At 59.2% G+C, this 24162-nt stretch carries 17 protein-coding genes; 8 read left to right on the top strand and 9 right to left on the bottom strand.

Going from position 1 to position 24162, the window contains the following annotated elements; all coding sequences use genetic code 11:
* The first annotated feature begins 96 nt into the window (after positions 1–96).
* Positions 97–1137 carry a helix-turn-helix transcriptional regulator gene (locus AB5Y95_RS13770; RefSeq protein WP_368161405.1) on the top strand — a complete coding sequence of 347 codons (1041 nt, stop codon included), beginning with the start codon at positions 97–99 and terminating at the stop codon, positions 1135–1137.
* A 2-nt stretch (positions 1138–1139) separates the two neighbouring features.
* Here AB5Y95_RS13770 and AB5Y95_RS13765 read toward each other — a convergent pair whose 3' ends face one another.
* Positions 1140–1367, bottom strand: coding sequence for a hypothetical protein (locus tag AB5Y95_RS13765; RefSeq protein WP_368161403.1), 228 nt, complete (start codon positions 1365–1367; stop codon positions 1140–1142).
* Between the two features lie 420 nt (positions 1368–1787).
* Between AB5Y95_RS13765 and AB5Y95_RS13760 the strand changes: the two genes are divergently transcribed.
* Entirely contained in the window at positions 1788–3551 is a 1764-nt protein-coding gene (locus AB5Y95_RS13760; protein WP_368161401.1) for a hypothetical protein, read from the top strand.
* A 1167-nt stretch (positions 3552–4718) separates the two neighbouring features.
* Here AB5Y95_RS13760 and AB5Y95_RS13755 read toward each other — a convergent pair.
* The 4 genes from AB5Y95_RS13755 to AB5Y95_RS13740 form a co-directional block, all read right to left on the bottom strand.
* Positions 4719–7136, bottom strand: coding sequence for a YgiQ family radical SAM protein (locus tag AB5Y95_RS13755; protein ID WP_368161400.1), 2418 nt, complete (start codon positions 7134–7136; stop codon positions 4719–4721).
* A 137-nt stretch (positions 7137–7273) separates the two neighbouring features.
* Positions 7274–7645 (bottom strand): hypothetical protein, encoded by a 372-nt coding sequence (locus AB5Y95_RS13750; protein ID WP_010634698.1) that lies wholly within the window; start codon positions 7643–7645, stop codon positions 7274–7276.
* An 83-nt stretch (positions 7646–7728) separates the two neighbouring features.
* Positions 7729–10848, bottom strand: a complete 3120-nt coding sequence (locus AB5Y95_RS13745) for an efflux RND transporter permease subunit (RefSeq protein ID WP_368161397.1) — start codon at positions 10846–10848, stop codon at positions 7729–7731.
* On the bottom strand, positions 10848–11897 hold the full coding sequence (locus AB5Y95_RS13740) for an efflux RND transporter periplasmic adaptor subunit (RefSeq protein WP_368161395.1): 1050 nt from the start codon (positions 11895–11897) through the stop codon (positions 10848–10850). Before AB5Y95_RS13740 ends, AB5Y95_RS13745 begins: the two co-directional genes overlap by 1 nt.
* A 208-nt stretch (positions 11898–12105) precedes the next feature.
* Here AB5Y95_RS13740 and AB5Y95_RS13735 point away from each other — a divergent pair, with 208 nt between their 5' ends.
* Both AB5Y95_RS13735 and AB5Y95_RS13730 read left to right on the top strand, forming a co-directional pair.
* A complete protein-coding gene (locus AB5Y95_RS13735; protein WP_368161393.1) occupies positions 12106–13659 on the top strand; it encodes a diguanylate cyclase in 1554 nt (517 codons plus the stop codon).
* 33 nt (positions 13660–13692) lie between these two features.
* A complete protein-coding gene (locus AB5Y95_RS13730) occupies positions 13693–14559 on the top strand; it encodes a patatin-like phospholipase family protein (protein WP_005298608.1) in 867 nt (288 codons plus the stop codon).
* A gap of 73 nt (positions 14560–14632) precedes the next feature.
* Here the strand turns inward: AB5Y95_RS13730 and AB5Y95_RS13725 are convergent, their stop codons facing one another.
* Both AB5Y95_RS13725 and AB5Y95_RS13720 read right to left on the bottom strand, forming a co-directional pair.
* Positions 14633–15994: a sodium-dependent transporter gene (locus tag AB5Y95_RS13725; RefSeq protein ID WP_005298606.1), complete on the bottom strand. Its 1362-nt coding sequence runs from the start codon at positions 15992–15994 to the stop codon at positions 14633–14635.
* Positions 15995–16198: 204 nt separating this feature from the next.
* On the bottom strand, positions 16199–16465 hold the full coding sequence (locus AB5Y95_RS13720) for a DNA-binding transcriptional regulator (RefSeq protein WP_005298604.1): 267 nt from the start codon (positions 16463–16465) through the stop codon (positions 16199–16201).
* 259 nt (positions 16466–16724) lie between these two features.
* Here AB5Y95_RS13720 and AB5Y95_RS13715 point away from each other — a divergent pair, with 259 nt between their 5' ends.
* The 4 genes from AB5Y95_RS13715 (at position 16725) to AB5Y95_RS13700 (ending at position 21375) form a co-directional block, all read left to right on the top strand.
* Positions 16725–17321, top strand: coding sequence for a hypothetical protein (locus AB5Y95_RS13715; RefSeq protein WP_099358631.1), 597 nt, complete (start codon positions 16725–16727; stop codon positions 17319–17321).
* Between the two features lie 309 nt (positions 17322–17630).
* Positions 17631–18662 carry an OmpA family protein gene (locus AB5Y95_RS13710; RefSeq protein ID WP_368161391.1) on the top strand — a complete coding sequence of 344 codons (1032 nt, stop codon included), beginning with the start codon at positions 17631–17633 and terminating at the stop codon, positions 18660–18662.
* 431 nt (positions 18663–19093) lie between these two features.
* The gene (gene ompA, locus AB5Y95_RS13705) at positions 19094–20095 is read left to right on the top strand and encodes a porin OmpA (RefSeq protein ID WP_017783398.1); all 1002 of its coding nucleotides are present in this window, start codon (positions 19094–19096) and stop codon (positions 20093–20095) included.
* 218 nt (positions 20096–20313) lie between these two features.
* Positions 20314–21375 (top strand): OmpA family protein, encoded by a 1062-nt coding sequence (locus AB5Y95_RS13700; protein ID WP_201899489.1) that lies wholly within the window; start codon positions 20314–20316, stop codon positions 21373–21375.
* 129 nt (positions 21376–21504) lie between these two features.
* On the opposite strand, the gene AB5Y95_RS13695 is transcribed toward AB5Y95_RS13700, so the two are convergent.
* Positions 21505–23199, bottom strand: coding sequence for an NAD-dependent malic enzyme (locus tag AB5Y95_RS13695; protein ID WP_017765762.1), 1695 nt, complete (start codon positions 23197–23199; stop codon positions 21505–21507).
* Positions 23200–23267: 68 nt separating this feature from the next.
* Positions 23268–24125 carry an AraC family transcriptional regulator gene (locus AB5Y95_RS13690; RefSeq protein ID WP_216974017.1) on the bottom strand — a complete coding sequence of 286 codons (858 nt, stop codon included), beginning with the start codon at positions 24123–24125 and terminating at the stop codon, positions 23268–23270.
* Between the last annotated feature and the right edge of the window lie 37 nt (positions 24126–24162).

Here is a 24162-nt window from a genome sequence, read left to right as displayed (position 1 = left end):
CGCCTGCGCCATCATGGGCTTCATTCGCCTGACCCAAGCCGTTATGCTGGCATGCCGCCGCCGGTCAACGGCCTCTCTTTGCACACGGGATACATGATGCTGGCCATACCCATCCCCTTTATCGTCTCCTTGCTGCTGGCTCTGCTGGCCGCCGTGCTGCTGGCGCGCCTCGGCCGGGCAGCCAGAACGACCGCCCTCTTTCTGCTGCTGTGCGCCATCACCACCGGCGTGGTGGGGCTGCGCTGGACCTTCGATCTGGCGCTGCTCACTCTCGCGCAGCCGATCCTTGCCTCGCTCATTCCGGCGGCCGCCTGGCATATCTTCAGCCGGGCCAAGGCGCCAGGGGCCCGCATCTCCTGGCTGCACGGCGTCGGCCCCGCGCTGGTTGCCCTCGGCATGCTGACCCACAACTGGTTGCCACTGCCGCTGGATGGCCTGCTGACCGCCATCTATCTCTGCTACGGCATCGCGCTGGTGCGTTTTTCCGATAAGACGCAGCTGCTGCTTTGTGTCTCGTTCAATGAGTGGGAGGGGGTCAGACGGGCGGAACATATCGCGGGCTGGATGCTGCTGTTTTCGGCGGCCATCGACGCCGCCGTCTCCCTCGACTTCGCCTTCAATCAAGGCCAGCTGGCGCCCTATATCCTGTCGCTGGGTCACCTGATGCTGGTGCCCATGCTGGCGGCGGCCGTGGTGATGGTGGGGGTCAATACCGCTGACGCAGAAGAGGAGGAGATGCCAGCCTCCGTTCCCGAGCCTGCTGAGAAAGCGCCACTGCTGGGCGACGATCGTGCCCGGGAAATCGTGGCTCTGCTGGATAACCTGATGAAGGAAAAAGCCTGCTATCTGGATCCTGAGCTGACCCTGGCCCGCCTCTCACGCAAACTGGGCATTCCCGCCAAGCAGATCTCCAGTGCCGTCAATCTGGTGCGCCAGCAGAGCATTCCCAGGGTCATCAACGAATATCGGATTGCCCATGCCAGGCAGGCTCTGCTGAACACGGATGAGAGCATCACCCAGATCTTGATGAACGCCGGTTTTCAGACCAAATCCAACTTCAATCGCGAGTTTCAGCGCATCACCGGCCTGACTCCCAGCCAGTTCAGAGCAACCCGCGACCTGTCGGCCACCTCCTGAAGTCAGTCGCCGGCTCTCGTTTGCTCCCGGCAATCCAGCCACTTGCCCACTCTGGCCCCCAGCTCGGAGCAGAGCAGCGCCGTCACGGCGGCCCAAAGCATCTGGTTGCCATCAAAGCCCGCCTGCTTTTCAAAGAAAAAAGGCACCAGCAGATTGAAGCCGATGATCCCGAGCAGCAGCCCAAGGCCGCTGCCCACCTTCTCCCTGCGGGATCGCGCTTTTATTGCCATCTGATTGCTCCTGTTGGAGTGAGATAAAGGGGCACGGATCGCACCTGCCAATCTACCCGGCAAGATAACAAAGCCCCCCCGATGGGGACAGCCATCTTTTTTTTGGGGGGGGAATAGCTATATATGCCCCTTATAAATCCATTTGCTGATCCAGTTCAAGAAACGATGAGATGCTGATGGTTGCATCATTTTAAGGCTCGCCCAGGTAGTTTCGTTTGGCTTACCATGGCCATTCAGAACCTGTTGAACTGCGATGGGTTGCTGCCCTCGCTGGTCAATGGAGCATATTGGAAGCTGTAATCCATGGGCGGTAGCGTGGGATTTGGCGACGTTACGCCCCATACAGAAAGGTGGGCGTCCCAGATTCCCAGATTCCCAGATTCCCGGTTATATTGAAGTCATATTCACCGAGCTAAAAATATGAAATTTAAAAATCTAGAACATTGGAATAATATAGAAGTGTTGGATGGCTTATTGTTTTTTGCACAGCGTCTTGATGAGATGCTATTTGATTACACTCTGGACACATATAAACCACCAGTATTATGTTCACCATATATATGCCTAGAAGCAATATCTCTGATATCTGACATTGAAAATAAAAAGATAGACAATGCTAATTTAAAACATGTTTTAGAGGAACTTGAATGGTCTCTAAAGAGCGACCCTGTCGCTAAATCCCTAATGGATACTGATTGCAATCAATACTTTTCAATTGATGACAATAAACCTCTCAGCTCCAGACAATTACGGCTTGAAGTGTTGGCTCAAACACTTAACTCGGAAAGGTACTTGCATAAATGCCAAGAACTTTTGGAGTTAGCAATCACAAGCAACCATAAAAATGACATAGAAATCCTTCTACGTCTTTATATTTCCCGTTTAATAAATGGTGGATTAAGCAAGCGTGCTATATTTGAGAAGGTTGAAGACTTCTTCTTTAAAGGTACCATGGGTAAAATTGATAGCCTAAAAAAATTAGGCGATTTCTTCGAGTTTGTTTACCCATATAGTCATCAGTTTGAAATGTTATTCATAGTTGACTCACTAATAACTAAAGTTGAAGCGTCTTTAGACAGCTTTGGAATAAAAATATCTGAAGAAATCCCTAACGATTTCTTAGCGTATGCCAATGATATTGGCTATAAAAAAGGTGTTGGGGAAGTTTATATAATCACGAATAAAATTCGAGCTCAGGATGTTTATTCAGCTAGAGAAGTTGCAGAAAGAAAACTAGACAGCCTTAGCGACTTATTCATGATATTTGCACATAAAGCACATATTTCATGGCAAGATTCTATTTTGGTTAAACAGTGCTGTGTCGAAGGAATAAAGCAAGTTGGGAAACCCCAAAACACAATGGAGAAAGGTATTGACCTTAGGCCTGATGTTGCATCAGAACGACTAAATAAAATGATTAAGCAATTCTCCGTATTTCGGGATAGCTTTGAAAGATTTGATCGCGTTGTAGACCTTCATGGCATGTCAATCATAAATAACATCCCTGAAAATCAACTTCTTAATACGTGGATTGGTTTAGAGACGATCACCCCTACTCATGTTGGAAACACCAAAATAAATGAGATGATCGACCTACTTATACCAATATTTATGCTTGGGTACTCCAAACGCATAATCAACAACTTAACCTTTGACCTAATTAGATGGAATAGAAGGAAAGTTAGGGGGCTTTTGGATAAATTAAACTACGACAAAGGAATGAAATTGAATGAGAAAGTACTAATTCTTTTAACTAATGATGATTCCGAACAAATATTGAATGAATTTTATGCTTCGTTATCTAGTTTCCCTCTATTAAGATTCAGGTTATTTAGTTTGCGTCAAGATTTAAAAACTCCTAAAAATTGGAAAAAAAGATTAGATTCACATAAATCTAAAGTTTCTTGGCAAATTCGTCGAGTATATAGAACAAGAAACATAATTGTGCATTCTGGAAAACCACCAAAATTTATACATGCTCTGATAGAAAATGCTCATGATTATCTAGATCAGGTGCTATATAGTTATATTGATTTAAGTTGTGAAAATTATAGGGTAAATACTTTAGAGCAATGCTTTGAACTGTGCAGCATGAAATGGGATATTTACCAGAAGAAGTTAAATAAACTTGAAAAGTTTGATACTAATAATTTCAAATTCATTATTCATGATGCTATTTCATAAGCTACAAACCAAGATTTATTATTTCAAGTGCTTTTCGTTATAATGTAAATGTTTCTATAGTCACTCGAAGTTTACAGTATGTAATACCCACATGACATAAGGGCGACCATCTGGTCGCCTTTTTACTATCTATCGCTTTCCAATCAGCAAACTCACCGTGCCGGTCGCTTGGCGCCATTCCCTTTGGCCGTATGCTTGCTGCCCTGAGTGGCCGGTTTGGCACCCGGCTTGGCAGAGCCTGCGCGGGTCGGGGCTTTCCCCTTGTGGGCAGGTTTCCCGGGTGGTTTACCCTGTCCTGCACCCTGTGCAGCAGGGAGCCGAGCTGTTTGCCATTGCCTTTACCGCTCTTGTTCACAGCAGAGAACATCGCTGCGGGTGTCACGGTTTCCACGTTAGTTGTCAAAAAGATGGGTGTCCCAGTTTTTCTATTTCTTATCGCTTATCTTCGTTGTGAAATTAGCTGGACAAGACTGTTTAATCCATTGAATATTCCAAGAATCTCTTTCATTGCTTTACTATAGTCTGAGGCGATGGGGAAAAATCTATAGATGTTGGGTTTGACAAGGATTTTTATGCAACTTTTAGATGATTTTAAAAAACACACGGCGCTTGCTTTACTCTTTCTTTCTACAGGTTTATAGCCGGGTTAGGAGCATACAAGTACGTTTCAGGTTTTTTTAATGCTGATGTCGTTTTACACGATTCATATATTTATAAATCGGATATCGAAAAAACACATGTGCCCATCGAAAGGTATACATATGTTTCGGAAGAACTTGATAGAACAAAGTTGCAAAATGAAAACTTACAAAAACAACAAGCCCAGCTCTTGGCATCACAAAGTTCAATGTCAATATCTATATGCCAAAGACATGCCTCCGAAGAAAATGCCATAATACTTAAACAGCAAGCAGCAGAGAGATCTATACAGTCTGCCCTTTCGCTTTATAGTGGCATATATAAAAAAGATGATGACCAACTACGGGCAGATGAACGTCTTGTCGAAGAACTGCGGAGGTACTCGGAGCTTTTGAATCAGCAATTAATTCAAGTGCGGGGAGAGATTTCGAAGTGTGGAAAATAGTTTCAGTGATGTGCTCGATAGAAATTAAAAAGGCGACCATCCGGTCGCCTTTTTAATTTCTATAACTTTCCAGTCAGGAAATATTACCGAGCCGGTCGCTTGGCACCATTCCCTTTTGCCGCGGGCTTGCCGCCCTGAGTGGCGGGTTTGGCGCCCGGCTTGGCTGAGCCAGCGCGAGTCGGCGCCTTGCCCTTGTGAGCCGGTTTGCTCTTACCAGCACTCTGGCCTGCGCCTTGTGCGGCGGGTTTGCCGTTCCCTTTACCCAACTTGAGCTCGGAGCCCACCGGTTTGCCATTGCCCGCCTTGCCGCCATTTCTGCTGGCTGCCGGGGCATTGCCTGCACCGGCCTCGCTACGGGCAGCCTTGTTGCCCGACCCGTTGCTGCGCTGATGGGTGATGGCACTGTGGCGGGTCAGGGCGGGCCTCAGGCCCTTGCTGCGGCTGCGCTCGGCCCCGCTCTTGCCTTTAAGTTCGCCACGGCCTTCCGGCGGCACCAGGCAGTCGGGGCCATTGCCGATCAGGTGGCCCTTGCCCATCTCCAGCAGGGCCTCGCGGATCATCGGCCAGCCGGCCGGATCGTGGTAGCGCAGCAGCGCCTTGTGCAGGCGACGGCGACGCTCCCCTTTCACCACGAACACGTCCCCGCCCTGGCGGCTCACCTTGTTGAGCGGGTTTTTCTCGGTGTAATACATGGTGGTGGCGTTGGCGAGCGGCGACGGGTAGAAGTTCTGCACCTGATCAAGCTTGAAGCGATTGGACTTGATCCAGAGCGCCATGTTCACCATGTCCTCATCCGTGGTGCCCGGGTGGGCGGAGATGAAGTAGGGGATCAGGTACTGCTGCTTGCCCGCCTCTTTGGAATACTTGTCGAACAGCTCCTTGAAGCTGTAGTAGCTGCCCATCCCCGGCTTCATCATCTTGGAGAGCGGGCCCTCCTCGGTGTGTTCCGGCGCGATCTTGAGGTAGCCGCCGACGTGGTACTTGGCCAGCTCCTTGATGTAGCGCGGATCTTCCACCGCGATGTCGTAACGCACGCCGGAGGCGATCAGGATCTTCTTGATGCCCTTGAGGTCGCGCGCCTTGCGATAGAGGTTGATGGTCGGGCTGTGGTCGGTGTCCATGTGTGGGCAGATGGTCGGCCAGACGCAGGAGGCACGCCGACAAGTCTGCTCGGCCTTGGGGCTCTTGCAGCGCAACTTGTACATGTTGGCGGTGGGGCCGCCGAGATCCGAGATGACGCCGGTAAAGCCGGGCACCTTGTCGCGGATCTCTTCGATTTCTTTGAGGATCGACTCTTCCGAGCGGCTCTGGATGATGCGCCCCTCGTGCTCGGTGATGGAGCAGAAGGAGCAGCCGCCGAAGCAGCCGCGCATGATGTTGACCGAGGTCTTGATCATGTCGTAGGCCGGGATCTTCTCGCTGCCATAGGCCGGGTGCGGCACCCGCTGGTACGGCAGGCCGAACACCCCGTCCATCTCGTCGGTTTCGAGCGGGAAGGCAGGCGGGTTGACCCAGATGATGCGATCGCCGTGGGCCTGCGCCAGGGCGCGGGCGCAGCCGGGGTTGGTCTCGTGGTGCAGAATGCGCGAGGCGTGGGCGTAGAGCACCTTGTCCTCTTTGACCCGCTCATAGGCGGGCAGCTTGACGTAGGTCTGCTCCCACGGCTTTTGCTTGGGGGGCTGCACCAGGATGGGCTTGGCCTCCTGCTCCATCGGCGAAGTGCCCTCATCATCAGAGCAGGGGGCCCCTTCCATATAGGGGTTGGGGATGGGATCGATGCGGCCAATCTGGTCGAGCTTGCTCGAATCCACCCCGCGCCAGCCCGGCAGCGGCTCCTTGCGGATCACGGCGGTGCCGCGAATGTCCTGCATGGTGTCGATGGTCTCGCCGCCTGCGATGCGGTGAGCCACCTCGATCAGCGGCCGCTCGGCGTTGCCGTAGATGAGGATGTCGGCCTTGGCGTCGATCAGGATGGAGCGACGGATGGTCTCGGACCAGTAGTCGTAGTGAGCGATGCGGCGCAGGGATGCCTCGATGCCGCCGATGACCACCGGCACCTCTTTATAGGCCTCTTTGCAGCGCTGGGTATAGACCAGGGTGGCGCGGTCCGGCCGCTTGCCGCCCACGTCCCCCGGGGTGTAGGCGTCGTCGTGGCGCAATTTTTTGTCGGCGGTGTAGCGGTTGATCATGGAGTCCATGTTGCCCGCCGTCACCCCGTAGAAGAGGTTGGGCTTGCCCAAGCGCATGAAGTCATCCTTCGATGACCAGTCCGGCTGGGCGATGATGCCGACCCGAAAGCCCTGGGATTCGAGCATGCGGCCGATCACCGCCATGCCGAAGCTCGGGTGATCCACGTAGGCGTCGCCTGTCACCAGCACGATGTCGCAGCTGTCCCAGCCTAGCTTGTCCATCTCCGCGCGGGACATGGGCAGGAAGGGCGCCGTGCCGTAGCACTCGGCCCAGTAACGGGGATAGGAGAAGAGGTTGGTAACCGGCTGCATTTTGACCACCTGGAACAATTCGGGTCGCGCATTATACCGGCAGAGCAAGGAGGGGGCGACGGCTTTTTGCCCCTACGATAGATGCGGAAAAGGCGAGCCAGCGGGGCTCGCCTCAAAAGTGCGGGTCAATGGTCGGCTCAGGCCAGGGCGCGGGCCAGCACGATACGGTTGTAGTGACGCTGCAGCAGCTGATAACCCCCCAGCAGGCACCAGACCAGGGCTGGCGCCAGGAACACCGGGTGGGTGGCCAGGCGCAGCATCAGCAGGCCCAGCAGGATCAGCGCAAACGGCCGGCTCTCGTAGAGCCACAGCGGCCAGCCCTGCTTTCGCATCAGCCGGTGCTTGTCTGGGCGGCGATAGGCGCCGCGCCGAAACCAGGCCAGCGAACCGGCCAGATAGAGTGCCAACCCGGCCAGCAACAGCCCCGGCTGATCGGCAATCCCCAACAAAAGCAAACCGCTGCCCATGTAGGCAAAGGGCAGCGGCTCATAAATGGCTGATGGCAACATGACTCACCTCGAGTATCAAACTGGCTACATATTAACCCGCAGCCATTTGCTTGCCAGCCTCTGCCCCTATATGGGGGGCCGCATCAGGCGGCCGGTTTGTCCTGCTGCGAGGTGGCCTCGCTGGCGGCCAGTGCCTCGTCCACCTGTTGATCCCGCGCGCCGGTCATGCCGGCCCGTCTGGCCAGCAGATGGTAGATGGCGGGCACCAGCAGCAGGGTCACCAGGGTCGCGAGAGACAAGCCGAAGAAGACCACGGTCCCCACCGACATCCGGCTCTCGTAGCCAGCCCCCATGGAGAGCATCAGCGGTACGGCCCCTATGATGGCGGTGAGCGAGGTCATCAGAATGGGGCGCAAGCGGCGCACCGAACCTGCGATGATCGCCTCGTCAAACCCTTCGCCGCGCTGACGCAGCTGGTTGATAAACTCGACGATCAGGATGCCGTTCTTGGTCACCATGCCGATCAGCATGATCATGCCGATCTGGCTGTAGATGCTCATCTCCTGCCCCGTCAGCCAGAGGCCGAGCAGACCACCGAAGATGCCGAGCGGCACTGTCACCATCACCACCGCCGGGGTCAGCATGCTCTCGAACTGGGCCACCAGCACCAGATAGACCACCAGCAGGGCCAGAGCGAACACCATCACCATCTCGCCCTGGTTATCGCGATAGTCCTTGGATTCGCCGGCATAATCCACCGTCATTCCGTTTGGCAGGTTGGCATTGGCCCAGCCGTCCAGGTAATCCAGCGCCTCACCCAGGGTGTGGCCCGGCGCCAGATCCGCCGTCAGGGTCACCGCCTTCTGACGCTGGTAGTGATTGAGGCGCTGCGGGCTCGCCACCTGCTTGACGGTGGCCAGGGTCGAGAGGGTCACCATCTCGCCGTTGGCTGCCTTGAGGTAGATGCGGCTCAAGTCGGAGACGCCGTTGAAGTCTCGCTGGTTGGCGCGCAGGTAGACGTCGTACTCCTCCCCTCTGTCGACATAGGTGGTCTGGCTGATGCCGCCGAGCAGGGCCTGCAGGGAGCTCGCGACGGTGGAGACCGGGATGCCGAGCTGGTTGGCCCGATCCCGCTCTATGGTCACCTGCAGCTCCGGGGTCTTCTCGGCATAGTCGAGATCCGGCGTCTCCATCAGGCCGCTCTGGGCTGCCGCCTCTTTCAGGGCCAGCCCCTGCTGATAGAGCTCGGCGTAATCGGAGCCCTGCAGCACGAACTGCACCGCCGCGGTGGAGCCACCGCGAAAGCCCGGCTGGAAGGTGCGGATCATCACGTCCGGAATACCGGCCAGCCGCCCGCTCAGGGACTTGGCAAACTCGGTGGCGGTCTCATCCCGCTCGGCCCAGTCGGTGAGCTGGATGATGGCCATGCCGGTCTGATCGCCGCCGCGGCCGAAGGCCGGGGTGCTGAAGCTCATGGCCTGCACCACCCCCTTGCCAAGCAGCGGCATGATGGCCGCCTCCACCTGCTGCATGTTGCGCTTCATCCGCTCGATGCTGGTGCCCTCGGCCCCCTTGACGAACACGTAGAGCACGCCCCGATCCTCGGTCGGGGTCAGGCTGGTGGGCAGCTGAGCAAACAGGGCGCCGATGCCGCCCAGGCAGAGCACCAGCACCAGCGGGGTCCAACGGGAGTGATGCAGCACGGCGCCAAGCAGAGTGCGATAGTGCTTCTCCACCCAGCCGAGGCCGCGATCGAGCGCCGCCGTCAGCCGGTTGGGTTGATCCACCGAGCGCATCAGCCAGGAGCCCATGGCCGGGGTCAGGGTGAGCGCGATCAGCGACGAGAAGAGCACCGCCAGCGACAGCAGGATGGCGAACTCGGTAAAGAGCCGGCCCACCATGCCATCCATGAAAGCGATGGGCACGAACACCATCACCAGTACAGCAGTGGTGGCGATCACCGCAAAGCCCACCTCGCGGGTGCCGTGCCAGGCCGCCAGCAGGGGCGGCTCGCCGCGCTGCAGATGGTGGTGAATGTTCTCCACCACCACGATGGCGTCATCCACCACCAGACCGATGGCAAGAATGAGCGCCAACAGGGTGATGAGGTTGATGGAAAAGCCGAGATACCAAGCGCCAATAAAGGCGGAGATGAGGGAGACCGGCACCGTGATGGCCGGAATGAGGGTGGTGCGCCCCTGCCCCAGGAACAGGTAGAGCACGGCCACCACCAGCACGGCGCAGATGGCCAGGGTCTCGTACACCTCGTCGATGGCCTGCTTGATGAAGATGGTGGAGTCGTAGTCGACCTCCAGGGTCGCCCCCTCCGGCAGGAAGCGCTGCATCTCGGCCATCTTCTTCTCGACCCCCTGCGCCACCGCCAACGGGTTGGCGGTGGACTGCGCGACTATGCCTATCCCCAGGCTCTCGCGGCCGTTGCGCTGGTAGGCGCTGTCTTCGTTCTTGGCCCCCACCTCCACATCGGCGATGTCGGCCAGATAGATACTCTGGCCGTTGGCTGCGGTGCGCACCTGCAGCGCCTGGAAATCGGCGGCGGTGTGATAGAGCCGGGCGATCTGTACCGCCATGGTCATGCTGTTGTTGCGGATCTCCCCCCCCGGCAGCTCGATGTTCTCGCGCTTGAGGGCGTCCTGCACGTCCGCCACCGTGACGCCGCGCGCCGCCATGTCGGATGGGCGCAGCCGCACGTACATCACCTGGGTCAGATCGCCGGAGAGGGACACCTCGCTCACCCCGTCCACCAGGCTCAAGGGATCCACCAGCACCCGGTTGGCATAATCGGTCATGGCGGTGCGGTCCATCTGGGTGCTGCTGAAGTTGAGCCAGACCGCCACGTCGCCGTTGCCGTTGTCCTTGGTGACCAGGGGTTCATCCACCTCGTCCGGCAGCTTGGGGCGAGCGCGGGAGATGGCGTCGCGCACATCGGAGATCCCCTCCACCATGTTCCAGCCGAGCTTGAACTCCACCGTGATGACAGAGCGTCCCTTGCGGGTCACCGAGTTGATGTTCTTGATGCCGCTGATGCCGGAGAGCTGATCCTCGATGGGCTTGGTGACCTGGCTCTCCATGACGGCGGGGGCGGCCCCCTCGTACATGGTGGTGATGGAGACGGACGGGGTCTGCACGTCCGGCATCTCCCGCACCGTCAGCTTGGAAAACGCCACCAGACCGAACACGGTGAGCAGCGCGCTCAGCACCACCGCCACCAGCGGGCGGCGCACGGAAATATCGGAGAGCCACATCAGCCTTTGACCTCCGCCAGGTCGTGCACGCTGACGCCGTCACGCAGGTTGACCAGCCCCTCGACCACGATGCGATCGCCCACCTTGAGCCCCTCGGTCACCCACACCTCTTCGCCATGGGTATCCCCCAGCACCACCGGCACCCGCTTGACCTTGCCATTGGGTTCGAGACGATAGACGAAGCGCTGCTCGCCGGCATACTCCACCGACTGGGCAGGGATCAGGGTCATCTTCTGTGGCGGCAGGGAGAGTTCGACGTTGAGCAGCATGCCGGGGCGCAGCTGGCCGTCGGGATTGGGGATGATCACCCGCGCCTTGATGTTCTGGGTATCGTTGGAGACGCGGCTGTCCAGCGTCTCCAGCACACCGCGGAAAGATTGGTCCGGCCAGGCCGAACTGGTCGCAGTCACCGCCATGCCGGGGCGCAGCAGCGAGAGGTAGCGCTCAGGCACCGCCAGATCGAGCCGCAGCTTGGCCAGTTCGTCCAGGTGGAGCAGGGTATCGCCGCTGTTGACCAGGGCCCCTTCGCTCAGATCGATGAGGCTGACCGAGCCGTCGAACGGCGCCAGCAGGGTGCGCAGGGAGAGCTCGTACTTGGCGGCATCGGCGCGGGCCTGAGCCTGGGCGACCGTGGCCTCCTGCCCCTCCAGCTCGGAGGTGGTGATGGCGCCGCGCGCCACCAGCCGGCGCATGTCCCGCAGCTTGCGGGTCTCGTCGCGCACGCTGGCGCTCTGCTCGGCCAGCTCCGCCTGCTGCTTGCCGGCATCGAGGGCGATCAGCACGTCCCCCTGCTTGACCTGCTGGCCGGAGCGCACCGCAATCTTGACGATGCGGCCGGTCACCTCGGGACTGATCACCACGGAGCGGTTGGCGGCCAGCTTGCTCACCAGCTTGATGGCGGGTTCGGCCAGGCTCTGGCTGACCGTCTGCGCCCGGATGTTGACCTGACGTGGCTGGGGTTTGCCGGCAGGGGCGGAGTGGCGGTAATACCAGCCGGCGGAAATCAGCAGAGAGAGGCAGGCAAGCACCAGCCAAGTACGCATTTTCATCAAGCAATCCATGAAATTAAGAGAAAAGAGGGCACTTCATCAATGATGGTCACCATGTTACCCCCTGACTATGCCGTGACTATGTATAAATGTGACAAAACGTAACAGAAACGGCGATATTTGATTGAAATAGCAGTAGCAGAAGACGGGCTTCACGATTGTGCCCTAAACTGATGCTCCGAACCTGTCCGGATCCCGCCTAACGCCTATGCCAGAACCCAGACCCCATTTTGTTACCTATCGCCTGCAATGGCTGCTCTGCGCCTTCGTCGCCCTGCTGCTTGCCATCACTCTCAAGCTGACCCTGACCCAGGTCACCGACCATTATCAGAGCGACACCCTCAGCACCGCCTCCCGCCTGAAATCCCAGTTTCAACAGATGGAAACCTTTCTCGAGGCCATGCGCGGTCAGGCAGAAGAGCGGCTGCGCAGCAACCCGCAATCCGCCCTCACTCTCCAGCTCTACGGCGCCCTGCGGGAGAATGGCGACCAGGGTTTTGCGCTGGATCGGGTGCCCGCCGACCTGCCCAAGGGGCTGAGCGGCAACCTGACCGGGCTGGGATCACTGCCAGCCCCCGGCAGCGAGCGGGCCGCCAGACTGCACCTGGCACTGAGCCTCTCCCCCCTGCTCTCCACCGCCAGCAAGCTGCTGGGGGACAAGGTCGGCTGGATCTACTTCACCGGGGTCGATAACTTCCTCTACCTCTACCCCTGGGTTCCCTCCAGCCAGTTCCATTTTCAGCGCAGCATCTATCTCAAGTCCTACTGGCAGGACGCCTTGAAACAGAAAGAGAAGAGCCTGCGCGCCACTGTCTCGCGCCCCTACGAGGACTTTGCCGGGGCGGGGCAGATGATCACCCTGTCACAACCCATCGTGAAGGATCAGGTGCTGGTGGGGGTCATCAGCATCGACGTGCTGCTCTCCCGGCTGGAACAGCTGCTGCGAGAGTCCACCCCCGAGATGGGCACCCTGTTTCTGGTCAACCAGCATCAACAGATCCTGGCCAGCAGCGTGAAGGAGGCAGGTCTGCGCCCAAAGCCGATGGCGACGCAGGCTGGCTATCGCTGGCACCAGGGAGCGTTTCAGTTCCAGCACGCCATTCCTGACACCGAGCTAATCCTGCTCCATCGCGTCCCTTTGCCTTCCCTGCTGTGGGCCCTGCTCAGTCAGTCCGCACCAACCCTGATCGCCCTCTTCTTCATGGCCTGGGCCGTGCTCGCCAACCTCAAGTCCCGCCGCCTGAACCGGCAGCTGGACTACCTCTCCAGTCACGATGCCCTGACCGGCGCCTTCAACCGCCACTACTTCGACGAGTTCGAGCGCCGCCATCAACAGCGCAGGGGCAGCGTCGGGGTGATCATGTTCGACTGCGATCACTTCAAGCAGGTCAACGACCGCTTTGGCCACGAGGTGGGCGATCAGGTACTGATCCAGCTGGTGCACCTGTGCCAGCAACAGCTGCGGCGGGAAGATGCCCTGATCCGCTGGGGCGGCGAGGAGTTTCTGCTGCTGGCGGCCAAAGGGGGCGAACCACTCGACCAGCTGGCCGAGCGGTTGCGCCAGCACATCGCCAGTCACCCCTGGCAGGAGCTGGCGCCAGCGCTGGCTGTCACCATCAGCCTCGGCTATCACCACGACAGCGCCGAGACGCCGCTGCAGGAGGTCATCAGGCGGGCCGACGTGGCGCTCTACCAGGCCAAGGCCAACGGGCGCAATCGCAGTGAACCCTGGCAGGATGACGGCGCCGGCAACTGCGGGTAAGCTGATCCCCTCACTCATGTTCGGAGAGACAAAGTGGCACGAAAACCCCGTGTGGGACTGGCTCTTGGCAGCGGCGCGGCCCGTGGATGGGCACATATCGGCATCATACGGGCGCTGGAGCGGCTCGGTGTCAAACCGGATCTGGTGGCGGGATGCTCCATCGGCAGCTTTGTCGGCGCCGCCTATGCCGCCGGTGAACTGGACAAGCTGGAGAGCTGGGTACGCGGCTTCAGCCGCTTGCAGGTGGTCAGCCTGCTCGATCCGGCCCTCTCCGGCGGCCTGTTTCGCGGCGAGAAGGTGTTCGGCATCGCCGCCAATCACTTAGGGGATCCCGCCATCGAGAGCCTGCCGCTCCCCTTCGCCTGCGTCGCCACCGAGCTCGACACCGGTCGCGAGATCTGGTTGCAGCAGGGTCCGCTGCGCCAGTGCGTGCGCGCCTCCTGCGGCATGCCCGGCATCCTGACCCCGACCCGGGTCGACGATCGCTGGCTGGTGGATGGCGCCGTGGTCAACCCGGTGCCCATCTCGCTGGCTCGCGCCATGGGAGCCGAGGTGGTGATCGCGGTCAACCTCAACGCCGACATGCACCAGCCCTGGACCGACGAGCCGGACGAACCGAGTGGCGGCAACCGCTTCAGCCAGTGGTTCAACCGGGGCGACAGCCCCAACACACCCGGCATGTGGAGCGTGATGACCGGCTCCATCAACATCATGCAGGAGCGCATCACCCGAGCACGGATGGCTGGCGACCCGCCCGAGATCCAGCTCTGCCCGCGCCTTGGCAGCTTCTCCATCATGGATTTCCACCGCGCCAGCGATGCCATCAACGAAGGCGAAGCCTGCGTCGAGCGCAACGCCGATCAGCTCAAGGAAGAGTTGTCCCGCTTAGGCCTCATCTAGCACGGTTCACCGGATCCGCATCACCAACAAAAAGAGCGCCTTGCGGCGCTCTTTTACTGTGGAAACGGCTGGTCTAGAACAGCCCCAGCCCCTTGAGCATCACGATCAGGATCAACAGCGGCGACACGTAACGGATGATGAAGAAGAGCGGCTTGAGGATGGCCAGCTCCAGCTCGCCACCGTTGGTCAGCGCCTCCTTCATCCGCTCGAAGCCCCACACCCAGCCCACGAACAGGCAGAGGAAGATGCCGCCAAGGGGCATCAATACGTTGGAGGAGACGAAATCGAACAGGTCGAAGAAGGTCTTGCCGGCGATCTGTACCTCCGCCAGCGAGCTGTTGGAGAGCGCGCAGGTCGACCCCACCGCCCCCAGCACCAGCAGGTTGAGCAGGGTCGCCTTGGGGCGGCTCATGTGGAATCGCTCTGACACCACCGAGACCGGCACTTCCAGGATGGAGAGCATGGCACCGGTGGCGGCGATGGCGGAGAGCACGAAGAACAGCACCATGAACAGGTGGCCGAACGGAATGCTGGCAAACACCGCCGGTATGGTGATGAACAGCAGGGAGGGACCGGCGGTGGGCTCAAAGCCGAAGGCGAATACCGCCGGGAAGATGGCGATGCCGGCCAGCATGGAGACGAACAGATCGGCGCACATCACCCGGAAGGTGGTCAGCGGGATATTCTGATCATCCCGAAAGTAGCTGCCATAGGTCATCATGCAGCCCATGCCGATGGAGAGCTTGAAGAAGGCGAGCCCCATGGCGGTCAGCACCACCCCGGCGGTGATCTTGGAGAGATCCGGCGAGAACAGAAAGTGCAGCCCCTGGCTCGCGCCCGGCAGGGTCAGGCTGCGGATGCCGATGACCAGCAGCAGGATGAAGAGCACCGGCATCAGCTTCTTGGTGACCGCCTCGATCCCCTTGGAGACCCCCATCAGCAGGATGCCCCCCATCAGGATCAGCACCAGCCACTGCCAGAGCAGGCTCTGCAGCGGGTCACTTATCAGCGCCCCGAAGGCCGCCCCGGTCACCTTGGGATCGGTCGACAGGATGGAGCCGTCAACGGCCTTGAAGATGTAGGCAAAGACCCAGGCCGCCACTTCGGAGTAGAAGGACATGATAAGGAAGGCGGCCAGTACCCCCATCAGGGCGATCAACCACCAGGGCTGCCCCTTGGGGGCCAGCTTGCTGAGGGTGGTGACGGCGTCGGACTTGCCTTTGCGGCCCAGCATGATCTCCGAGATCATCACCGGCAGGCCGACCAGCAGGGTGGCGATGACATAGACAAGCAGGAAACCGGCACCGCCGTTTTCACCCGTCAGGTAGGGAAACTTCCAGATATTTCCCAGCCCGACGGCTGAGCCCAGGGTGGCGGCAAGAACGCCGAATTTGCTGGTAAAGCCATCTCTGGCCTTGGGGGTGATTTGACTCATGCTTGTCTCACTGTGCGCATCATGCGAGGGGTACTGCTAATTTTAGCGGTCGGAATTTTCTGAGGATTGATTCGGCTTGCCAAGGTATTTTCGTGAAAAGCCTTGGTGAGAGCACAAATAACCAAATTTAATTAAATCAATAAGAAATATGATGAATAAAAAATGCCGCCTCGAGGGCGGCATTTTTGTCAGGGCTCAATCAGCTCAAGCCTTGGCAATATCGTCCGGGCCAATCTGGCCGATCTCGGCGACTTTCTTGTCAGCCAGCAGCCAGAGGGTGAACTTGTGCAGTTCCGGGTGGTGAGCCAGGGCCACCAGGAAGGCGCCACCAACTTCACGATAACCCAGCTCATAGTTCTTCAGGGTGGTCGGGGGAACGCCCAGCAGATCAGCAAACTTGGGACGGCTCAGGCCGACTGCTTCACGGATCTGACGGATCTTCTTACCAACAGTTACGATATTTGAATTCATATTGTTCCATACTCCGTACGGCGGATTGACTCCACCTTTATTTTTCGCGACGACTCGTAGTCAAGTGTATCAGTTTTGAACGGACTCGTTATGGTCGAGTCTCTATCTTTAATCAGCGTCTTTCGACGACAACCCTTGCAAACATCGGGGATGGTAATCGCTCAACCGCCTCAGGTAAACAGTCTCGAAAAGAAACCTTTATTGTTGCCACAGGAATTACTCGTATAATCCGCGGGCTATCCCTTAAGAGTAAGAACCCATGGCACTTCCCGGCATAATCTCCTGTTTACACCCGGTATCCTCCCCCGCAGAACTCAGTCGCCAATTGCAGCAGGGCCAGCAGACACGCGCCGAAGCCTTCTGGTTGCCTGCCGCCCTGCACGATCAGGCGGCAGCAGTTTTGGCTGCGCTGGATGACAAGAGCAGCCTGTTTCTCGACCAGCCCGTTGCCGGACTTTCCCTGCGCAGCCACGACGGCGTCATGCAGGAATCGGGAACCCTGCTGCTTGGCAATGGCCAGCAGCTGACACTGGCCAGCACAAAAGGGGATGGCGGTCTGGTCCCCACCCGCGCGCTTGCCGAGATGGCCGACTGGCTCGAGGCGGGCCACCGCCACTTTTGCTGTTCAGCTGCAGTACAGCCTGTGGCCCGGGCCATCCTCAATATCTGGCCCCTGGATCCCTACCTGGCCCGGCATTTTTTGGTCAGTTTTACACCCTTACTGTGCGAAGTAACCGAGGCCGATTATCTGGCGGTGTTCCAGGCGAGGGAATCTCCCGCCATGGCGCAATCTGACTGGGTTCAGGCCTATATGAAACTCGAAAAGAGACTGCACAGATCCTATTTGGATCACTAATTAATCTGGATAAACAGCCAGTTACCCACACGACACAATCTGCCATATGGATTATGTGTGAGCTTGATCATGTTTTGAATTCGGCATAGAGTGCGCCACGTCATCGGAATGACACCGGCTGTTCGTGAAGGGGTGAACCATTGTTTTTGCAATGTCCCCCGCTCGCTAGTGCACCAGGAATGCGTGCCTCCCGGAAGGAACCGGGATCCCTGCCAGACTCAACGCTGTTGTTCGGCAGAGCCTGCAGCTTACATAAATTAAAAAGTGCGAAGCACGTGAACAACGTGCCATCTCAACGAGGATTTTTTTATGATGAAAATGGCTCCTTCCCTGATCGCCATCGCCATGGCTGCCATGGGTGCAACTGCCGCTCACGCCGCTGATGACATCTACTTCGGTGCCGGCGTTGGTGCTGCTCACTTCAACGGTCTGAACAAGATCGAAGACGTGAACACTGGCGAAGAAAACTCTGCTGCTGCCAACGCCTTCGTCGGTTACAACTTCACCGAAAACTTTGGTACCGAATTCGGCTACCAGTACGCTGGCCGTGGCAACACCAACGGTCTGCGTTACGAGAACCAGGGTGCCACCCTGTCCGGTATCGCTCGTCTGCCGCTGGGCGGCGACTTCTCCGCCTTCGCTGAAGGCGGCGCCTACTGGGCTCACACCGACGGTCTGGGCACCAGCGACACCAAAGTATCCCCGCTGGCTGGCCTGGGCGTGACCTACAAGGTCAACGACGCGCTGGATCTGCAAGCTCGCTACCGCTACATGTGGGACGTGGCTGACCTGCACGCAGGCAACGTCCCGGACGACGTACGCTACAAGTCCAACCAGAGCGTTGCGACCCTGGAAGCCGTATACCACCCGTTCCGTACTTCCTACGTAGCTCCGGCTCCGGCTCCGGTTGTTGAAGAAGCCCCGGCCCCGGCTCCGCAGGTAGTTGAGAAGAACTTCGCCCTGAACTCCGACGTGCTGTTCGCCTTTGGCAAAGACAGCCTGAAGCCGGAAGGCGTTGCTGCCCTGAACGCTCTGTACCAGCAGATCGTTGAGTTCCAGCCGAAAGATGGCAACGCTGTTGTCGTTGGTTACACCGACCGTATCGGTTCCGACGCCTACAACCAAAAGCTGTCTGAAGCCCGTGCCCGCACCGTTGCCAACTTCCTGGTCAGCAAGGGTATGGCTGCCAGCAAGGTTGCCATCGAAGGTCGTGGCGAAGCCAACCCGGTTACCGGCACCAAGTGCAATGGCGTGAAAGCCAAAGCTCAGCTGATCTCCTGCCTGGCTCCGGACCGTCGCGTAGAAGTTCGCGTATCTGGCGTACAAGAAGTTCAGAAGTAATCTGACTCCGTTCAGATAATGCGAAAAGGGGATGCCACGGCATCCCCTTTTGTTTGCCCGCCGCCTGTTTTTGAGCAAAAACACAGCGACCAGCGTCACTTCCTGTCAAATCGTTTCCCCCGGCTTCCTTCTCCATAATCACCGCAGCGCCGCGCCAGTGCTGGATATCTGTACAGAAACTTGATCCGTGCGAGTCAAAAGAATACAGTAAACCCGCTTGTAAGGTATTGGATGAACTATTAAAAGTGCATTCGGCCCGGTTAGTTGTCCATGAAGCCAAGGCTTCGTGAGTATCCAGGAACCATCTCTTTTTTCATTCAGACCAACCGTGGTTCACCATGGGGGTCGCAGTGAGACTGTCATCTGCGGCCGGTATAACTGAAAGAGTGCGCAGTACGCCCTAGCACGGCAAACTCAACGAGGATAAAACGATGAAAATGAAAATGGCACCCACCCTGATTGCTCTGGCCATTGCAGCCATGGGCACCACCACCGCTCAGGCCGCCAACGACTGGTACACAGGTATGGGCGCAGGTTGGGCTTATGGTCACGACCTGGACGACTTCGGCAAAGACGCAGACAAGGACGCCACCGCGCTCTCCCTGTTTGGTGGCTACAACTTCAACGAGAACTTCGGCGCCGAGCTGGGTTACCTCTATGCCGGTAAAGGCGGTGTAGACGGCGTTGACTTCAAGACCCAGGGCGCGACCCTGTCCGGTCTGGCCCGTCTGCCACTCGGCGACATCTTCTCCGTGTTTGCAGAAGGCGGTGCCTACTTCAACCACGTCAACGGCAACGGCAGCAGCGACAACGGCACAGCCCCGCTGGCCGGTCTGGGCGTGACCGCCAAGCTCTCCGACCTGCTCGACCTGCAAGCCCGCTACCGCTACATGTGGAACCTGGGTGACGAGCAAAAGACCTGGGAAACCGACATGAGCGTGGCCACCCTGGAGCTGGTGATGCACCCGAACCGCACCACCTATGTGGCCCCCGTGCCCGCCCCGGCACCCGAGCCCGTTCCTGAGCCGGTGATGGTCGACAAGAACTTCTCCCTGAGCTCGGACGTGCTGTTTGCCTTCGGCAAATCCACTCTGAAGCCGGAAGGTGTGGCCGCCCTGAACACCCTGTATCAGCAGATCGTTGACGTTCAGCCCAAAGATGGCAGCGCCGTAGTCGTCGGTTACACCGACCGCATCGGCTCCGAAGCCTACAACCTGAAGCTGTCCGAAGCCCGTGCCCGCACCGTGGCCGACTTCCTGGTCGGCAAGGGTCTGCCGGCTGGCAAGGTCTCCATCGAGGGTCAAGGCAAGGCCAACCCAGTCACCGGTACCCAGTGCAACGGCATCAAGGCCAAGGCTCAGCTGATCTCCTGCTTGGCGCCGGATCGTCGCGTTGAAGTGCGCGTCACCGGTGTACAGCAAGTTCAACAGTAAGTCGTCAGCCCGCTGACCATGAAGGAGGCCATCAGGCCTCCTTTTTTATTCCCCTCGTCAGGCCCGTCATCCTGCTCCGCTTTTGTGCGCATTTCTGTGCACATTTCCTGCCAACCTGCCCCGTCAGCTGGTTAAACGCTCTGCATCACCTATAAATAGTGGTGGTTGTACTCAACAGGGCTTGCGCCCTACTACACCAGCATCGACGAGGATACGCGATGAACATAAAAGTAAAACCGGTTTGGATTGCATTGGCATTGGCAGCCACGGGTGCCCAGGCGGCGCCGGACAACGACTGGTACGCCGGGGTGGGTGGCGGCTGGGCCATCGCTCACGATCTGGGTGACTTTGGCAAGGATGCGAGCAAGGATGCCACCGCGCTCTCCCTGTTCGGCGGCTACAACTTCACCGAGAACCTGGGGGGTGAGCTGGGTTACCTGTCGACCGGCAACTGGGATGTGCAGGGCAATGACTTCAGCAGCCAGGGCGCCACCCTGTCGGTGATTGGGCGGCTGCCGCTGGGGGATATCTTCTCGGTGTTCGCCGAGGGGGGCGGTTACCTCTACCACGTCAAATCCGTCAACGGCGGTGACAACAACCTGGCCCCGCTGGCCGGCCTCGGCCTCACCGCCAAACTGCACGACTGGGTCGACATCCAGGCCCGCTACCGCTATCTGGTCCGGGTCGGCGACGATCCTGACAACGACAAGGTGGGCAGCGGTACCCAGCGCTGGGTCAGCGACATCAGCACCGCCACCCTGGAGCTGGTGATCCACCCCAACCGCAGCAAACCGGTCGAGCCGGCCCCCGCCCCCATGGTCGTTCCCCCGCCACCGCCCGCCCCCGAGCCGGTGGATCAGACCTTCAACCTGAGCTCGGACGTGCTGTTTGCGTTCGGCAAGGCGGATCTCAAGCCGGAGGGGATGCAGGCACTCGACTCGCTCTACCAGCAGATCGTCGACGTCCAGCCCAAGGATGGCAGCGCCGTGGTGATGGGCTACACCGACCGCATAGGCACGGATGCCAACAACCAGAGGCTGTCGGAGGCCCGCGCCAGCACGGTTGCCAACTTCCTGATCGGCAAGGGGCTGCCCGCCGACAAGGTGAGCATCCAGGGCAATGGCGAGAGCAACCCGGTCACCGGCAGCCAGTGTGATGCCATCAAGGCCAAAGCCGCCCTCATCGACTGCCTGGCCCCGGATCGCCGGGTGGAAGTACGGGTCACCGGTACCCAGGGGAGCGCCGCGCCCGCCGCACCGGAGATGCCAGCAGAGCAGTGAACCCGGCCGAGCAGAGGGCCGGACGTGTGACCAAGTGCAGATGACTGCGCGCCGGCCAGCAAGCCCGCCACGCCATGCACAAAAAAGGGATGCCGAGGCATCCCTTTTGCTTTGCGCCTTTGCGCAGGATCAGAAGGAAGTACGGCGATAACGGCGGTACTCTGGGCGCCAGAAGTTCGCCTCGATGGCCTGATCGATCACCTCGTCCGGGGTCTGCACCGCCTTGCCCTGCAGCATGGCGGTCTTGGCCACCATCTTGGCGATGTAGCGGGAAACCTCATGAATGTCCGCCAGATCCGGCAGCAAGGAGCCCTCCTCCCCCTTCACCAGCGGCGAGCACTCCGCCAGCGCGCGGCTGGCCGACATCAGCATGGCGTCGGTCACCCGGGTGGCGCCGGCGGCTATCACACCAAGGCCAATCCCCGGGAAGATGAAGGAGTTGTTGCACTGGGCGATGACGTAGCGCTTGCCCTTGTACTCCACCGGTGCAAACGGGCTGCCGGTGGCCACCAGCGCCTGACCGTCAGTCCAGCGGATGAGGTCGGCCGGGGTGGCTTCCACCCGGGAGGTGGGGTTGGAGAGCGGGAAGATGATTGGGCGGGCACAGTGCTTGTGCATGGTCTTGACCACCTCTTCGGTGAACAGCCCCGGCTGGCCGGAGACCCCGATCAGGATGTCCGGACGACCGTGCTCCATCACCTCCAGCAGGGAGATGTTGTCCCCCACCGGCCAATCGGCGATGCGCTCTACCGGCTGGGAGAGACGACGCTGGAAGTCGAGCTGGTTGGGGATCTTGTCGGTGATGAGGCCAAACCGGTCCACCATGAAGACCCGGCTGCGAGCCTGGGCATCAGTCAGCCCCTCGGCCTTCATCTGCGCCACTATCTGTTCGGCGATGCCGCAACCGGCGCTGCCCGCGCCGAGGAAGGCAACCCGCTTCTCGGAGAGCTTGGCGCCGGAGGCCTTGCAGGCGGCGATGAGGCTGCCGAGGGTCACGGCGGCGGTGCCCTGAATGTCGTCGTTGAAACAGCAGAGCTCGTTCTTGTAACGGTTGAGCAGCGGCATGGCGTTGTTCTGGGCGAAATCCTCGAACTGCAGCAGGATGTCGGGCCAGCGGCGCTTGACCGCCTGAATGAAGGCGTCGACGAACTCGGCATACTCTTCGCCCGAGATGCGCGGATTGCGCCAGCCCATGTAGAAGGGGTCATTCAATAGCTGCTGATTGTTGGTGCCCACGTCCAGCACCACCGGCAGGCAGTAGGCCGGCGAGATGCCGCCACAGGCGGTGTAGAGCGACAGCTTGCCGATGGGAATGCCCATGCCGCCGATGCCCTGATCGCCGAGGCCCAGGATCCGCTCACCATCGGTGACCACGATCACCTTGACGTTCTGCTTGGTGGCGTTCTGCAGCATGTCATCGATCCTGTCCTTGTCCGGATAGGAGATGAACAGGCCGCGGGCGCGGCGATAGATGTTGGAGAACTCCTCGCACGCCTTGCCGACGGTCGGGGTGTAGATGACCGGCAGCATCTCGGTCAGGTGGTTGGTCAGCAGCCGGTAGAAGAGCGTCTCGTTGGTGTCCTGGATGTTGCGCAGGTAGATGTGCTTGTCCATGTCGTTGCCAAACGCCATGAACTGACGGTAGGCCCGCTCGGCCTGCTCTTCGATGGTCTCGATATTCTGGGGCAGCAGGCCTTCGAGGTTGAAGTTGCTGCGCTCTTCGCTGGTGAAGGCGCTGCCCTTGTTGAGCAGCGGGGTCTCCAGCAGGGCCGGACCGGCATAGGGAATGTAGAGGGGACGTTTCTGGTTATTATCTTCAAACATGGATCGGGTACCTAAACGATGACCTGGACGAAGGAGTCCGCCGATCCTATGGGCTTGCGCCGTTAATTTCAAAGAGTTTGCACATCCGTTGCAAAAGGTTTGCGACCCAGGCGACGAAAGGCGCCAGGGGTCAGACCAGTGAGCCGGCGAAAGCGGTTGGCAAAGTTGGCGCCGTCGCTGTAACCGACCCGGCCGGCCAGCTCGCCCAGCGGCCAGTTGGTATAGAGCAGCAGCTGGCGCGCCTTGTTCATACGAAGCTCGGTGAGCCAGGCCATGGGGCTCATGCCGAACACCTGCCGGCAGAGCCGGTGCAGGTGGGGCACCGAGCAGGCCATCTGGTCGGCCAGCAAGGCCACGCTCCAGGGCTCGTCGAGGCGTGCCTCCACCCGTCGAAACAACGCCTGCAACCGGAGCTCGGGGGTGCCGCGCACCTCCCCCTGCAGGGTGCGTTCCAAGAGCGCCAGCAGCAGGCTCAGCAGCTGGGGCTGCAGCGGTGAACGTACACCCTCCCCTTGCATCAGGCTGAGCAGATGGTAGAGCGGCTCCCCCTCCTCCCCCTGCCAGATGCGGTGACCGAGCCGGTGCAGGTGTTGCCAGCGCGGCACGTCATCCAGCAGGATCCAGCTGGTGCGCCACTGCGCCCCCACCAACTTGAGGCCGCCCGGTACTGCCGCTGGCAAGAAGATGAGCGAACCGGCCGGGATGGGCTGCTCGCCGTCATCGGTGAGCAGAGCCCCCCCCTCGTCGTGGCTCACCATCAGGATGTGAAACTCAGGCCGGTTGCGGCGGATCAGATAGTGATCGCGGATGCGCGAGAGCCCGGTCAGGAAGATGCCCGCCTCACCGAGCAGTGGCAGCCCTTCGCGCCCCAGCATCCGCTCCTCGCAGGACGGGGCGATTTCCAGACACTCGCTGATAAATGGCATAACACCTCAACAGGATAGTTTTGCACAAGAAAGCCGA

Origin of the sequence: Aeromonas sp. R5-3 (assembly GCF_040908225.1) — a bacterium.
GTDB lineage: Bacteria > Pseudomonadota > Gammaproteobacteria > Enterobacterales > Aeromonadaceae > Aeromonas > Aeromonas dhakensis.
This window is presented reverse-complemented; position numbering and strand designations above follow the sequence as displayed.